Raw genomic sequence first — 14,415 nt, forward strand, 5'->3', positions numbered from 1 at the left:
CGAAGCTCAGTGGTCGGCGCGCTCGGTGAGGTCGGCGGTGGCCGAGACGCCGCGCAGCGTGGTCGCGGCCCAGGCGGCCGCGACCAGCATGATGACGGCGCCGAGAACGCAGGTGACCACCAGCGCGTCGGTGAAGGCCGTCTGGGCCGCCGTGACCAGAGCCTGCCCGGCCGCGGCGGGGAGCTCAGCGGCGACGGAGAACGCCTCGGCGATCGTGGAGCCGGCCTGCTCCAGCGCACCCGGGGAGACCTGGGCGCTGGCCGCGGGCTCGGCGACCAGGTGGGTGCGGTAGACGGCGGCCAGGATGGAGCCCAGCACCGCAGTGCCCAGGGCGGTGCCCAGCTCGTAGGCGGTCTCGGAGATGGCGGCGGCTCCACCGGCGTGCTCGGGCGGCACCGAGCTCATGATGATGTCGTTGGTCAAGGTCATGCCCACCCCGGTGCCCAGACAGATCAGGCACATCGCGACAGCCACGGGTACCGCCCCGGAGCCGGGCGTCAGGGTGAACAGGACCGCGAACCCGCCGGCGGCTACGACCAGGCCGAGGGTGACCAGCACCGCGGCGCTGATCCGCTTGACCAGGGTGGCAGCGAGGAAGCCCGCGGCGGCGGCCATCGCCATGGCGGGCAGCAGCCACACCCCGGCCTGCATCGGGCCGATCCCGGCGACCAGCTGCAGGTACTGCGTGAGCGCGAACATCGACCCGACCAGGGCGAAGATGGAGAGCAGGTCACCCACCACCGCCCCGCGGAAGGCCCGGACCCGGAACAGGTGCACGTCCAGCAGCGGGGACGGCAGGTGCAGCTGTCGACGCACGAACACCGCTCCGGCCACCAGTCCCAGGGCCACCGCCGCGAGGGAGGTGCTCGTGCTGTGCCCGGCGGCCAGCGTCTTGAGCCCGTAGACGGTGCTGAGCATGGCCACCAGCGACAGCACGACGCTGAGCAGGTCCAGTCGCCCAGGGTTCGGGTCCCGGCTCTCGGTGAGCAGGATCGGTCCGAGGATGACCAGCACGACCATCACCGGGATGTTGAGCAGAAAGGCTGAGCCCCACCAGAAGTGCTCGAGCAGCCAGCCGCCCACGACGGGGCCGGCCGCCGCGCCGAGGCTGCCCATGGTCGCCCACACGGCGATCGCCAGCCGGCGCTGCGCCCGGTCCAGGAAGATGGCCCGGATCAGGGACAGGGTGGACGGCATGATGGTCGCCCCGGCGAGGCCGAGCGCGGCTCGGGCGAGGATCAGGTGCAGCGGGCTGGTGGCGAAGGCGCCGGCCACCGAGGCGACGGTGAACAGCACAGCCCCGATCAGCAGCAGCTTCTTGCGGCCGATCCGGTCGCCGAGGGCCCCCATGGTGACCAGCAGCCCGGCGAGCATGAACGAGTAGATGTCCAGGATCCACAGCTGCTCGGTGGCCGAGGGTGACAGGTCGGCGGCGATGCCGGGCAGCGCGAACATCAGCACGGTGGCGTCGATGGCCAGCAGCAGCACCGGCAGGGCCAGCACGGCCAGCGCAACCCAGCTGCGGGCGGTTGCTCGGGGAGCCGAAGTCAGGTGAGTCATGAACGCCTTCACGAATGGTGAGGAGCAGCCGCCTGCCGCTGACCGGCAGCGGCAGGCCAGCGGAGGTCGGCCTACGCCTCAATTGGAACATATATGTTCCATTTCTGTCCACCAGTGCTCCATGAAGGGACTGCTCAGTACCCTGTCGGCATGAGCACGGGGCAGCAGACCGAGACGGGTACCCGGGCGCGCACGCGCGCGGCCATCCTGGAGGCCGCCGTGGTGGTGCTGGCGCAGGACGCCCAGGCGTCCCTGGCCGACGTGGCCGCCGCTGCGGGAGTGGGACGCACCACGCTGCACCGGTACTTCCCGGAACGGGCGGACCTGGTCCACGCCCTGGCCCGCCACGTCGTCCACCAGAGCAGGCAGGCGATCGAGCGGGCCGACCCGCACACCGGCCCCGTCGAGGCGGTGCTGCGCCGGATCGTGGACGAGCACTTCGAGCTCGGCTCGATCCTGATGTACCTCTACGCCGAGCCGCTGATCCACTCCGACCCCGACCTCGCCGCGGAGCTGGCCGCGATGGAGGAGGCCATCGACGAGGTGCTGGCCCGCCCGGAGGCGAACTTGAACCCGGACCTGTCGCGGGCGTGGGTGCGTCGCGCCTTCTGGGGCTTGCTCTACGCCGGGTGGGAGACCGCCAAGGCCGGCGAGATGACGCGGCACCAGATCGTGGAGGCGATCATGACCACCCTGTCCCGTGGGGTGTACGGGGGCACCAGCACGGCCCGGTGAACGAGAAGAGCCCCTGGCCAGCGTCGCTGCTGGTCAGGGGCTCGTCTGGTTGGGGTGAGTGACGGGGATCGAACCCGCGACAACCGGGATCACAACCCGGTGCTCTACCAACTGAGCTACACCCACCATGGCCGCTGACGCTGTCCGAGGACCGCGTCGTGAGCCGTGGAAGATCCTAGCGGGTGCCCTCCGCGGACTCCGAATCGGCTCCCCCAGAAGCACCCATCAGCTCCTTGGTGACCGCCGCGACCTCCTCCGAGGTGGGCCCGGGCTGCGCCACGAACGCGGTGCGCCGGTAGTAGGCGAGCTCGCGGATGCTCTCGGTGATGTCAGCCAGGGCGCGGTGGGCCAGGCCCTTCTCCGGCTGGCCGAAGTAGATGCGCGGGTACCAGCGCCGGCACAGCTCCTTGATCGAGCTGACGTCGATCATCCGGTAGTGCAGGTGCTCGTCCAGCGTGGCCATGTCCCGGCTGATGAAGCCACGGTCGGTGCCGATGGAGTTGCCGCACAGCGGGGCGGTCCGCGGGTCGGGCACGAACTGCTTGATGTAGTCCAGCGTCCGCTGCTCGGCCTCCTCCAGCGTGACGGTGGAGGCGCGCACCTCCTCGGTGAGCCCGGAGGCGGCGTGCATCTTCTGCACCACCTCAGGCATGCCGGCCAGCGCGTCGTCATCCGCGTGGATGACGATGTCCAGCCCCTCGTCGAGGATGTTGAGCTCGCTGTCGGTGACCAGGACCGCGATCTCGATCAGCTTGTCGGTCTTGATGTCGAGGCCGGTCATCTCGCAGTCGATCCATACCAGTTTGTCTTGCACGCACCCACCCTATCCAGTAGGTCCGACAACATCGGCGCACGGCTGTGCGGCCAGTCCTGCCACGGCCGCGCGTGGGCGGCCGTGCCACGCTGAGGTGGTGTTCTCCGCGATGGCTCCGGCCCGACGTCGACTCCTGCTGCTGCTCGTCGCGCTGGTGGTGGCCGTCGCCGTGGTGGTGACCGTCCTCGTCCTCACCCGCTCCGACGACAGCGCCCCCGTGGCGGAGGACCGGCCGGGACCGGTGCTGCTGGTGCCCGGCTACGGCGGGTCCACCGAGAGCCTGCAGAACCTGGCCGTCAAGCTGCGGGCGAGCGGGCGGGAGGCGGAGGTCGTCGCGCTGCCCGGCGAGGGCACCGGTGACCTCACCGAGCAGGCCCGGGTGCTCGACGCCGCCGCCCGCGCGGCCCTGCAGCGCACCGGGGCGGAGTCGGTGGACGTGGTCGGGTACTCGGCCGGGGGAGTGGTGGCGCGGGTGTGGCTGTCGGACCTCGGCGGTGCCGACGTCACCCGCCGGCTGGTCACCCTGGGCTCGCCCCACCACGGCACCAACCTCGCCGCGCTGGCCGGCGGGCTGCTGCCGTCGCTGTGCCCCACCGCCTGCCAGCAGCTCGACCCCGACAGTGACCTGCTGCGCCGCCTCAACGCGAGCGCACCGGCCGGCCCGAGCGTGGTGTCGGTGTGGACCACGGCTGACCGCGTGGTGACGCCGCCGAGCTCGGCGGAGCTGGACGGCGCGCTCAACCTCACCGTGCAGAGCGTCTGCAGCGACTCTGCCGTGGCGCACGACGCGCTGCCCACCGACCCGGTCAGCAGCGGCATCGTGCTGCTCCAGCTCGACCCCGGACCGCCGCGCACGCTCGGCGCCACCGACTGCGCGGCGCTGCGCGGCTGAGCCCGCCCCCGTCCGACCTGTGGGCGCGTTGCGCGACCTGAACGCCCCCAGCGGGACCTGAACGCCCCCAGCGGGACCTAGCTGGTGACGTCCTTGGTGGAGAAGTTGGCCCAGCCCGCGCCCAGGAAGACGGCGACGTACACCGCCTGCAGGCCGATGCCACGCACCAGGTCGCGCCACGGGATGGGGTCCCGGAAGAGGTCGACGAAGGCGAGCCAGTACCGCGTGGGCAGGTACGGCTGCAGCGCGCCGGCGGCCTCCAGGGTGAGCAGCAGCGACGAGGCGATGAGCAGCGCCAGCGCGCCCAGCGTGGCCGCCAGCGGGGAGTCGGTGACGGTGGAGAAGAACAGCGCCGTGGCCGCCACGCCGAGCATGGAGATGGCCACGTAGCCGATGGCCAGCGCGGTGCGCAGGGTGATGTCCTCCTGGGTCAGCGAGGTGCCGGAGAGCCCGGTGGCCAGGGAGGTGCTGCCCAGCAGGTTCACCCCCACCACGTACGCGGTGCCGGCCACCACCAGCACGGCCAGCACCACGAACACCACCACCGAGACCAGCTTGGCCACCAGCAGCTTGGTGCGCCCCACCGGCCGGGTCAGCAGGTAGCGCAGCGTGCCGGCCTGGGCCTCCCCGGCGATGGCGTCGCCGGCCACCACCGCCACCGCCACCGGCAGGAACAGCGGCAGCACGATGGCCAGCGCCGCCAGCGGGAACAGCTGACCGTTGGTGAGCACCGCCGACAGGAACGCCGGCCCCTGCCCGGGGCGCGGCCCGATGCCGGTGTAGGCCAGCAGCACCGCCACCAGGGTGGGCAGCGCGTCCAGCAGCGCGATGATCACCCACGTCCGCGGGCGCCGCAGCAGCGCCTTGAGCTCCACCAGGATCACCGCACGCCGCCTTGCTGCTCGCGGGCCCCGTGAGCCTCGGTGGCGGCCAGCACCGTCTGCTCCAGGCTGCGCCGCTCCGGCCGCAGCTCCCGCACCCGCACCCCCGCCCGCACCAGCGTCGCGTTGAGCTCCTCGGCGCTGGGGTGCGCCACCAGCAGGCACTCGTCGTGCTCGTCGGCCACCCGCTCGTGCACCACCACGCCGGGCTCGGCCTGCAGCACCGTCACCGCCCACGCAGCGTCGGGGGTGTGCACCAGCACCCGGCCGGTGAACGACGTCATCGCCGCCATCGAGTCCTGCACCACCAGGCGGCCGCGGTCCAGCACGCCCACCCGGGTGCACAGCTGCTCCACCTCGGCCAGCAGGTGGCTGGAGAGGAACACCGTGGTGCCGCCGGCGTGCAGCTTGAGCAGCAGCTCGCGGATCTCCCGGATGCCCTGCGGGTCGAGGCCGTTGGTGGGCTCGTCCAGCACCAGCAGCTCCGGCGCGCGCAGCAGGGCGTTGGCCAGGCCCAGTCGCTGGCGCATGCCCAGGGAGTAGTGCTTGACCGGCCGCCGGCCCACGGTGGCCAGGCCCACCTCCTCCAGCACCTCCTCCACCCGGCGGCGGCGGGTGCGCCGCGAGCCGCCCGGTCCGGCGGCGTCCAGCATGGTGAGGTTGGCCCGCCCGGAGAGGTGGCCGTAGGCGGCCGGACCCTCCACCAGCGTGCCCACCCGGGGCAGCACGTGCCGGCGCCGCCGCGGCATCGGCTCGCCCAGCAGCTCGATCTGCCCGGAGGTGGCCAGCACCAGGCCCAGCAGCATCCGCACCGTGGTGGTCTTGCCGGAGCCGTTGGCGCCGAGGAAGCCGTAGATGTCGCCGCTGTTCACCTGCAGGTCCACCCCCTGCACCGCGTGCACCGCCCCGTAGCGCTTGGTCAGCGCGTGGGTCTGGATCATCGGCCGCTCGAGCACCTCGGTCGTCATCGCAGCCGCACCGCGGCGAGCTCGGCGGCGGCGGCAGCCAGAGTGTCCGCGGTCACCGTGCCGACGAGCAGCCAGGCCAGCCCGCGTGGCCCGGGGGCGGTCAGGCGCACGGTGAGCGGGTCCACGGCCAGGGTGGTGCCGGTGGAGTCGGTGAGCGCGCCCGGCGCCGTGGTCAGCTCCGCCCGCAGCTGCCGCGCGGTCCGCCCAGGTACGGCCACCGCGATGACGGTGGTGACGCCGCGGCCGTAGACGCCGAGCCCGCCGTCGGCGCCCACCCCGGACAGGCCGGTGCGGCGCGGCAGCCCAGCCAGGCGGTCGGGGGTGCGCACTCCGGCCTGCTGGGCGGCGGCCACCAGGTCGTCGGGCTGCTCGGTGCGCACGGTGGCTCCCGGTGGCGGGGTGAAGGTGGTGACACCGGCGGCGGGCTCGGCGGGGGTGAACTCCAGGAACGAGCTGCTCAGTGACGCCCGCTGCGCACCCACGGCGTGCACCACCACGCGCAGCGGAATGCCGGTGCCCGGGTCCACCCACACGTCCACCGCCGCGATGGTGCTGCGCGGGTCGGCCGGGTGCAGCTGCAGCCCCGGGGTGTCCCGCCCGGCCACCCGCGCGGCGGGCAAGCGGGTCACCTCGGCGTCGGTGGCCTCGCTGAGCAGGCGCCGGCCCAGCGCGGGCGGCACCAGGTCGGCCGCCCGCGGCAGGCGCACCGCCAGGTCCACCGAGCGCACCGCGGTGTCGCTCTCGAAGTCCCAGCTCCAGGTGCCCCCGGTGTCGCGGTACAAGTCGGTCTCCCCGGTGGCGCTGAGGGTGTCCACCCGCCACTGCTGCGGCCCGCGGTACCAGCTGCGGGTGCGGGTGGTGTCGCCGAAGAGGTCGGTCAGCGAGCTGAGCTGGGTGGCCTGGGGCAGCGACACCCCGCCCACCGACTCCGCGTAGCCCGAGTAGGGCAGCTCAGCCGAGGCACGCACCGCGCTCAGCAGCTCGGGGGCGGTGGCGGGGGAGTCGCGGGCAGGCAGCCGCGCCACCAGCGACGGCGTGGCCACCAGCACGCCCACCACGACGGCGAGCACCGCCCAGCGCGCACCGCGGTTCAGCACGGCGGGGGTGGACACCGTCACGACGGTACGGAGAAACCCGCCCGCCCGCGCGCTACCAGTGCACGCCCGGCATGAGCCGCGCGAAGGCCATCGCCGCCCGGGACAGCTGCTTGGTGCCCATCGCGTTGCCGGACGCCGCGGCCTGCTGCTGGGCCGGGGTGGCAGCGGGATCGGGCGTGGGCTTGTCGCCGCGGGCCGCCGCGGAGTCGGGGAACACCTGGTACGCCTGGTGCAGGATCGCGTCCTTGAGCTTGGGTGCCAGCGTGCCGGCCACCTCGCCCAGGGTGCCCAGCGGGGTGTTGATCCGCTTGGGCCGGTCCTTGATGGCCCGCAGCAGCAGCTGGGCCGCGTCGTCCGGGGTGGCCGCGGGGAAGGCGTCGTACAGCGAGGTCGGCGCGATCATCGGGGTGCGCACCAGGGGCATCCGCACCGAGGTGAAGGTGATGCCGTCGTGCCAGGTCTCGCTGGCGACCACGTCGCTGAACGCGTCCAGGGCGGCCTTGCTGGCCACGTAGGCGCTGAACCGGGGCGGCAGCGCCTGCACGCCGATGGAGCTGACGTTGACCACGTGGCCGTGCCGGCGTCGCTCCATGTGCGGCAGCACGGCCAGCACCAGGCGGACGGCGCCGAAGTAGTTCACCGCCATGGTCCGCTCGTAGTCGTGCATCCGCTCCACCGACGCCGAGGCCGACCGGCGGATGGAGCGGCCGGCGTTGTTCACCAGCACGTCCACGTGGTCGTGCTCGTCGATGATGTGCTTGACCACCTGGCTCACCGACTCCGGGTCGGTGATGTCGCAGGGGTAGGCGTGTGCCCGGCCGCCGATGGCTCGGACCTCCTCCACCACCTCGTCCAGCTCCTCGGCTCGGCGGGCCAGCAGCAGGCTGATGGCGTTCTCCCGGGCCAGGGCCACGGCCAGCGCCTTGCCGATGCCTGAGGAGGCGCCGGTGACGAGCACGACGCGGTCCACCAGCTTGCCGGCCGGGTCGTCGCGGCGGGCGCGCTGCGGGTCGAGGTTGTCGGCCCAGTAGCTCCACAGCGCCGCCGCGTAGGTGGTCAGGTCGGGTGCGGCGATCCCGGTGCCGCGCAGCGCCTTGCGGGTCTTGTGGCTGGCGAAGTCGGCGCTGAAGGTGGTGTGGTCGATCACCTCCGGCGGGATCTCCAGCTGGTTGAGCACCAGGTCGCGGGCGACGGTGGCGCCGGGCAGCCGGCCCAGCAGGGACAGCGGCGCCAGCACCTCGCGCGGCAGGGTGGCCACCGCCATGGGTGCGCCCGCCGCCGAGGCGAGGGCACCGTAGACCTCGCGCAGCGGCTGTGGACGGCGGTTGACCAGGTGGAACGCCTGGCCGTCGCCCTCCTCGCGGTGCATCAGGTGGTCCAGCGCCGCCACCACGTAGTCCACCGGCACCAGGTTTGTCGACCCCAGGTCAGGCAGTGCGATCGGCAGCAGCGAGGGCACCGACGCCCACTTGGCCAGCGCACCGAAGAAGTAGTACGGCCCGTCGATCTTGTCCATCTGCCCGGTGACGGAGTTGCCCACCACGATGGCGGGACGGTAGATCCGCCACGGCGTGGTGGCGGTCTGGCGCACCAGCTTCTCGGCCTCGAACTTGGTGGCGTGGTAGGGCGAGGGCAGGTCCTGGCCGAGGTCGAAGTCGTCCTCCGTGTAGGTGCCCGGGTGGTCGCCGGCCACTGCCACCGAGGACACGTGGTGCAGCCGCGCGCCGAGGCGGCCGGCCAGCTCGATCACCCCGGTGGTGCCGATGACGTTGGCGGCGTGGCTCGCCTCCGCGGGGGCGGTCATGTCGTAGACCGCACCGAGGTGCAGCAGGTGGTCGGCACGGGCGGGCACCGTGTTCTCCGCGAGGCCCAGCCCGGGCTGGGTGAGGTCCCCGATCACCGGATGGACCTTCTGCCCGCCCGCCCAGCCCGCAGCGAGGTTCTCCAGCCGGCCCACTGAGGACTCCCGCACCAGGACGTGCACCGCGTCGCACTCCGGCCGCGTCAGCAGCAGCGGAATGGCGTACCTGCCGAGAAACCCGGTACCGCCCGTCACCACGTACGTGGTCATGTCAGACCCCCTCCGACGACTACGGGGACCAACCTAGCGCCGCAGGTGTGACGGGGGATACACGAAGCGGGCTACTGCTCCGACTTCTCCTGCGAGTCCGGCAGCTCGCGCTTGACGATCTTCCCGGTGGCGTTGCGGGGCAGCTCATCCAGGAACACCACGTCGCGCGGCACGCTGAAGCGGGCCAGGTGCTTCTTGACGTGCTCGCGGACCGAGTCGGCGTGCACCGAGCCGTCGTCGCCCTCCCGCACCACGTAGGCAGCCAGTCGCGCCCCGAACTTCTCGTCGTCCACACCGGTCACGAGCACCTCGCGCACCCCGTCCAGGGCGTTGATGAGGTCCTCCACCTCGCCGGGGTACACGTTCTCCCCGCCGGAGACCACCATGTCGTCGGAGCGCCCGTCGATGTAGAGCAGCCCGTCGTCGCCGAGGTGGCCCAGGTCGCCGGTGCTCATCAGGCCGCGGACGATCTCCTTGTCCTCCCCGGCGCGGGTGTAGCCCTCGAACAGCATCCCGTTGCCGACGAACACCCGGCCCACGGTGTCACCCGTCACCTCCTTGCCCTCGTCGTCGAGGATCTCCACCTCCGTGCCCAGCGGGGGCCGCCCGGCGGTGGAGGGGTGCTCCTGCAGCTCCTGGGGCTGGGCGATGGACACCCAGCTCACCTCGGTGGAGCCGTAGAGGTTGTAGAGCACCGGGCCGAACGTCTCGAGCGCCTTCTTCACCAGCGGGACACCGAGGGCGGACCCGCTGGCCGCGATCACCCGCAGGCTGGAGGTGTCGTGACGACGCTGGTCCTCGGGCAGCTCGAGGATGCGCTGCAGCATCACCGGCACCACGAACAGCGCCTTTGCCTGGTGCCGCTCCACGTCGGCCAGGCACTCGGCCGGGGTGAACTTGCGCCGCAGCACCATGGTGGAGCCCAGCGCCAGGCTCAGCTGCAGCGCCGCGAACCCCCAGGTGTGGAACATCGGCGCGGCGACCACGGTGGTCTCGCCGCTGCGCAGCGGGATGCGCGAGAGCACCGCCGCGGCGGGCATCCAGTTGCGCGGCTCGGGCCGGTGCGCGCCCTTGGGCGTGCCGGTGGTGCCGGAGGTCAGCACCACGGTGCGCCCGCGCCGGGGACGGGTGGGCAGCGTGACGTCGGCAGGGGAGCGCTCGATGAGGTCGTCCACGGTCTCCACGTCCGAGCCCAGCTTGAGCCCGTCCACCGCCCCGACAAGGCGGAGGTCACCGGAGCGCTGCCGCTCGTCGATGTCGTCGGGCAGCACCTCGGCGAACTCGCCGTCGGCCACCAGCACGGTGATCTTCTGCTCGGTGAGCACGTCACCCAGCTGCTTGCCGGACAGGCCGGTGTTGAGCAACACCAGGTCGGCGCCGACCCGACCGGTCGCACCGAGCACCTGCAGCACGCCGCGGTGGTTGCGGCAGAGCACGCCGACCCGGCTCTTGGTGCCCACCCCGCTGCGGCTGAGGCTGCGGGCCAGGGCCATCACGTCGGCCTCGAGCTGGCCGTAGGTGAGCTCACCGCTGTCGTCGATGACGGCGACGCGATCGGGGGCACGGCGCGCGGAGATGGCCAGCAGGGAGCTGGGGGTGAAGTCCCACCGCACCCAGGCAGCGGCGACGCGCGCCAGCCGGTCCGGGCGCATCGGCGCGATGATGCCCGACTGGGCCACCGGCACCAGGCCGAGCGCCAACGTCTTGGTCTCCGCGAGTCGTGCCGCGATCTTTGCCTTGGACAGGTCCATGTTCCGCGCGCCTACCTCGTTGGTGTGGGGGCCGATGGGGACGGCTCAGCAGTCATCGGTAGTGGTCGATCCCACCGGCGGCGCCCGATGGCCCAGGTCGTGGGGGGCGCGGCCGGATCAGGGCGGACGGCCTCGGTGGTGGTGAGGCGACCAGTGCGGGTCCTCCGCAAGCGTCGGCTCCACATCGGAGCGATGACGCTGATCACCGGATGAGGGTAACCGGTTGACGCAACCCCGGTCCGGCTCAGCGGTGTGCTGCCGCGGGTACCGTCGAGGAAGGCTGCCGCGCGTCCAGCACCTGGGGGAGGCCCCGCGATGTCGTCTGCAGAGGCCAACAACATCTTTCGGCGGCAGGTGTCGTCCGCCCGCAGGGTGGCCCGCTCGCTGGGCGTGTTCGCCGGCGTGGCGACGGTGGCCGTGGGGCTGATCGTGCTGGTGTGGCCCACCGCCACCCTGGTGGTGCTGGCGGTGCTGCTGGGAGTCCAGCTGATCATCTTCGGGGCCTGGCGCACGGTGCAGGCCGCGGCGCTGCTGGTGGCGCCCACGGCGCTGCGGGTGCTGGGGGCGCTGCTGGGCGTGCTGGCCATGGTGGCCGGCGTCCTGCTGATCGCCAGCCCGTTCTCCTCGCTGGAGACCCTGGTGGCCATCCTCGGCGTCGGCTGGATCATCGCCGGGATCAGCGGCATCTCCTTCGGCCTCGGCGCCCGCGGGGAGCTCACCAGCATCCCGTTCGTGATGGGCGTGCTCTCCGTGCTCGGTGGGGTGATCGTGCTGGCGAGCATCAGCCTGCTCAGCCTGGTGACGCTGGCCCAGACCGCCGGCTGGATCCTGCTGGTCATCGGCGTGGTGGAGATCGCGCTGGTCATCCGACGGCTCTGACGGGGTCGGTGACCGGTGTGCGGCGCCGGGCAGCCAGCAGGCGACGACCGAGGACGCCGTGGGTGGGGCTGAAGAGGTAGACCAGGGTGAAGACAGCCCCCTGGCTGAGCACGATCATCCCGCCGGAGGCGGTGTCCAGGTGGTAGCTGAGGTACAGCCCCGTCACCGAGCACAGCACCGAGATGGTGGGCGCGACCAGCAGCATCCGGGCGAAGCGGTCGGTGAGCAGGTAGGCGGTGGCTCCCGGGATGATGAGCATCGCCACCACCAGGATCACCCCCACCGCCTGCAGGGCGACCACGCAGGTCAGGGCGAGCAGACCCAGCAGCACCGCGCCCAGCACCCGTGGACGCAGCCCGATGGCCTGGGCGTGGACGGGGTCGAAGGCGTAGAGGGTGAAGTCCCGGCGCTTGAGCACCAGCGCGGTGAGCACCACCGCACCGAGCACCGCCACCTGGACCAGGTCCGCGCGGCTGACGCCCAGCAGGTTGCCGAAGATGATGTGGTTCAGGTCGGTCTGGCTCGGGGTGACCGAGATGAGGACCAGGCCCAGGGCGAACAGGGTGGTGAAGACGATGCCGATGGCCGCGTCCTCCTTGATCCGGCTGGTGTCGCGCACCACGCCGATGAGGGCCACCGCCAGGAACCCGAAGACCACTGCACCCACAGCGAACGGCGCACCCAGGACGTAGGCGATGACCACCCCGGGCAGCACCGCGTGCGAGACCGCGTCACCCATCAGCGACCACCCCACCAGCACCAGCCAGCAGGAGAGGACGGCGCACACCACCGCGGACACGACCGTGGTGGCCAGCGCCCGCGTCATGAAGCCGTAGGTCAGCGGCTCGAGGAACAGCTCGTGGGCGGTCACGTGGTCGTCTCCAGCCGGTCCAGGACGTCGAAGCCGAACGCCCGGGCCAGGTTGGCCGGCTGCAGCACCTCTCGCGGGTCGCCCTGCACCAGCACCCGCTGGCGCAGCAGCACCGCCTCGTCGGCGAGACCGGGCAGGGCGCGCAGGTCGTGGGTGGAGATCAGGATGGTGGTGCCTGCCCCCGCGAGCTCGCGCAGCAGCCGGGTGATGGTCGCCTCGGTGCGCTTGTCCACCCCGGCGAAGGGCTCGTCGAGCAGCAGCACCGTGGCGTCCTGGGCGATCCCCCTGGCGACGAAGGCGCGCTTGCGCTGCCCGCCGGACAGCCGCCCGATCTGGCGTCCGGCGTGCTCGCTGAGCTCCACCCGCTCCAGCGCCTCGTCCACCGCCTGGTGGTCGGCACGGCGGGGTCGGCGGGTGAGGCCGAGATGTCCGTAGCGGCCCATCATCACCACGTCGCGCACCGACAGCGGGAACGCCCAGTCGACGTCCTCGCTCTGCGGGACGTAGCCCACCACGCCGGACCGACGGGCCTGGGCAGGGGTGCTGCCGTGCAGCAGCACCCGACCGGCTTCCGGCCGGACGATGCCCATCACGGCCTTGAACAGGGTGGACTTGCCGGAGCCGTTCATCCCGACCAGCCCACACACCCGGCCGGGCGCCACGCTGAGGGTGGCGCGATCCAGGGCGAGGACCTCGCCGTAGCGCACCGTCACCTCGTCCACCTCGATGGCCGGCGTGCTCATCGGGCCGCCCCCGTGAGGCCACTGACGATGACGGTGGTGTCGTGCCGGACGAGGTCCAGGTAGCTGGGCACGGGTCCGTCGGCAGCCGACAGCGAGTCCACGTAGAGGGTGCCGCCGAGCCTCGCGCCGGTGGCCTGTGCCACCTGGCGCATGGGCGCGTCCGAGACGGTCGACTCGCAGAACACCGCAGGCACCTCGTTGCTCCGGACGAACTCGATGACGCTGGCGATCTGCTTCGGCGTGGCCTGGCGCTCGGCGTTGACCGCCCACACGTACTTCTCGGTGAGCCCGGCGTCGCGGGCGAGGTAGGAGAAGGCCCCCTCGCAGGTGACCAGGGCCCGCTGGCGCGGCGGCAGCCCCGCCAGCCCGGAGGTCAGCTCGTCCTGCACGAGCTGCAGCCGGGCCTGGTAGGCGGTTCCGTTGGCGCGGTAGGCGTCGGCGTTGGCCGGGTCGAGCTCGCTGAACGCGGTGACCATGTTGGCCACGTAGATCTGCACGTTCAGCGGCGACATCCAGGCGTGCGGGTTCGCCAGCCCGCGGTAGTCGTCCTCGGCGATGTCGATGGGCTCCACGCCCTCGCTGACCGTCACGTGGGGGACGTCGAGATCCTCGACGAACTGCGCGAACCAGGCCTCCAGGTTCATGCCGTTGTTGAGCACCAGGTCGGCGCGGGCGGTCTTCTTGACGTCTCCGGGGGTGGGCTCGTAGCCGTGCACCTCCGCGCCGGGCTTGGTGATCGACTCCACCCGCAGGTGCTCGCCCGCGACGTTCTGGGCGATGTCGGCCAGCACCGTGAACGTGGTGAGCACGGTCGGACGGTCGTCGGCCTCCTCGCCCGCCGCGCTGCTGCACCCCGCCAGCGCCAGCACCAGGACGGCCGTGAGCGCTCGCACCGAGCCGATCACCGAGGCACGTCGTGCACGCATGCCGGGACAGTATGTTCGGCGTCCCGCACCCGCAAGTTAGGCGAGCCGAACTTCGCCGGTGCGACCCCCGCGACCAGGCGGGACGGGCACCCGGGCAGTGCTCGAGCCCGTGCGTGCGGGTGAGTGCCCCCGGCAGGACTCGAACCTGCGACCTCGGGATTAGAAGGCCCTTGCTCTATCCACCTGAGCTACGGAGGCGTGCCCGCGAACGGACGCAGGGAGCCTAG

General features: G+C 72.3%; 13 protein-coding genes and 2 tRNA genes. 3 read left to right on the forward strand and 12 right to left on the reverse strand.

Going from position 1 to position 14,415, the window contains the following annotated elements; genetic code table 11:
- Window positions 1-6: 6 nt before the first annotated feature.
- On the reverse strand, window positions 7-1,560 hold the full coding sequence (locus tag AC3YO9_RS08095) for an MFS transporter (RefSeq protein WP_489982818.1): 1,554 nt from the start codon (window positions 1,558-1,560) through the stop codon (window positions 7-9).
- 150 nt (window positions 1,561-1,710) lie between these two features.
- Here AC3YO9_RS08095 and AC3YO9_RS08100 point away from each other — a divergent pair, with 150 nt between their 5' ends.
- Window positions 1,711-2,295, forward strand: coding sequence for a TetR family transcriptional regulator (locus tag AC3YO9_RS08100; protein ID WP_489982819.1), 585 nt, complete (start codon window positions 1,711-1,713; stop codon window positions 2,293-2,295).
- Window positions 2,296-2,345: 50 nt separating this feature from the next.
- On the opposite strand, the gene AC3YO9_RS08105 is transcribed toward AC3YO9_RS08100, so the two are convergent.
- Window positions 2,346-2,421 (reverse strand) — tRNA-His (locus AC3YO9_RS08105).
- 49 nt (window positions 2,422-2,470) lie between these two features.
- The gene (orn, locus tag AC3YO9_RS08110) at window positions 2,471-3,109 is read right to left on the reverse strand and encodes an oligoribonuclease (RefSeq protein ID WP_489982820.1); all 639 of its coding nucleotides are present in this window, start codon (window positions 3,107-3,109) and stop codon (window positions 2,471-2,473) included.
- A 109-nt stretch (window positions 3,110-3,218) separates the two neighbouring features.
- Here orn and AC3YO9_RS08115 point away from each other — a divergent pair, with 109 nt between their 5' ends.
- On the forward strand, window positions 3,219-4,001 hold the full coding sequence (locus AC3YO9_RS08115; protein WP_164860642.1) for a lipase family alpha/beta hydrolase: 783 nt from the start codon (window positions 3,219-3,221) through the stop codon (window positions 3,999-4,001).
- A 77-nt stretch (window positions 4,002-4,078) separates the two neighbouring features.
- Here AC3YO9_RS08115 and AC3YO9_RS08120 read toward each other — a convergent pair whose 3' ends face one another.
- The 5 genes from AC3YO9_RS08120 to AC3YO9_RS08140 form a co-directional block, all read right to left on the reverse strand.
- Entirely contained in the window at window positions 4,079-4,885 is an 807-nt protein-coding gene (locus AC3YO9_RS08120) for an ABC transporter permease (RefSeq protein ID WP_127783519.1), read from the reverse strand.
- Complete coding sequence (locus AC3YO9_RS08125; protein ID WP_489982821.1) at window positions 4,882-5,850, reverse strand: ABC transporter ATP-binding protein; 969 nt, start codon at window positions 5,848-5,850, stop codon at window positions 4,882-4,884. The genes AC3YO9_RS08120 and AC3YO9_RS08125 overlap by 4 nt, the downstream gene beginning before the upstream one ends.
- Complete coding sequence (locus tag AC3YO9_RS08130) at window positions 5,847-6,962, reverse strand: LolA family protein (protein ID WP_489982822.1); 1,116 nt, start codon at window positions 6,960-6,962, stop codon at window positions 5,847-5,849. The genes AC3YO9_RS08125 and AC3YO9_RS08130 overlap by 4 nt, the downstream gene beginning before the upstream one ends.
- Before the next feature lie 37 nt (window positions 6,963-6,999).
- Window positions 7,000-9,018 carry an SDR family oxidoreductase gene (locus AC3YO9_RS08135; RefSeq protein ID WP_489982823.1) on the reverse strand — a complete coding sequence of 673 codons (2,019 nt, stop codon included), beginning with the start codon at window positions 9,016-9,018 and terminating at the stop codon, window positions 7,000-7,002.
- Window positions 9,019-9,089: 71 nt separating this feature from the next.
- Entirely contained in the window at window positions 9,090-10,769 is a 1,680-nt protein-coding gene (locus AC3YO9_RS08140; protein ID WP_127783517.1) for an AMP-binding protein, read from the reverse strand.
- A gap of 315 nt (window positions 10,770-11,084) precedes the next feature.
- On the opposite strand from AC3YO9_RS08140, the gene AC3YO9_RS08145 reads away from it, so the two are divergent.
- Window positions 11,085-11,648: a DUF308 domain-containing protein gene (locus AC3YO9_RS08145; protein WP_489982824.1), complete on the forward strand. Its 564-nt coding sequence runs from the start codon at window positions 11,085-11,087 to the stop codon at window positions 11,646-11,648.
- Here AC3YO9_RS08145 and AC3YO9_RS08150 read toward each other — a convergent pair.
- From AC3YO9_RS08150 to AC3YO9_RS08165, 4 genes are all read right to left on the reverse strand, one after another.
- On the reverse strand, window positions 11,632-12,474 hold the full coding sequence (locus tag AC3YO9_RS08150) for a metal ABC transporter permease (protein ID WP_489983443.1): 843 nt from the start codon (window positions 12,472-12,474) through the stop codon (window positions 11,632-11,634). The two genes, AC3YO9_RS08145 and AC3YO9_RS08150, sit on opposite strands and share 17 nt — an antisense overlap.
- A 41-nt stretch (window positions 12,475-12,515) precedes the next feature.
- On the reverse strand, window positions 12,516-13,262 hold the full coding sequence (locus AC3YO9_RS08155; RefSeq protein ID WP_489982825.1) for a metal ABC transporter ATP-binding protein: 747 nt from the start codon (window positions 13,260-13,262) through the stop codon (window positions 12,516-12,518).
- A complete protein-coding gene (locus AC3YO9_RS08160) occupies window positions 13,259-14,188 on the reverse strand; it encodes a metal ABC transporter substrate-binding protein (RefSeq protein ID WP_127783514.1) in 930 nt (309 codons plus the stop codon). Before AC3YO9_RS08160 ends, AC3YO9_RS08155 begins: the two co-directional genes overlap by 4 nt.
- 124 nt (window positions 14,189-14,312) lie before the next feature.
- A tRNA-Arg gene (locus AC3YO9_RS08165) sits at window positions 14,313-14,386 on the reverse strand.
- Window positions 14,387-14,415 lie beyond the last annotated feature (29 nt).

This window comes from Rhodococcus sp. Z6_132 (assembly GCF_058133635.1).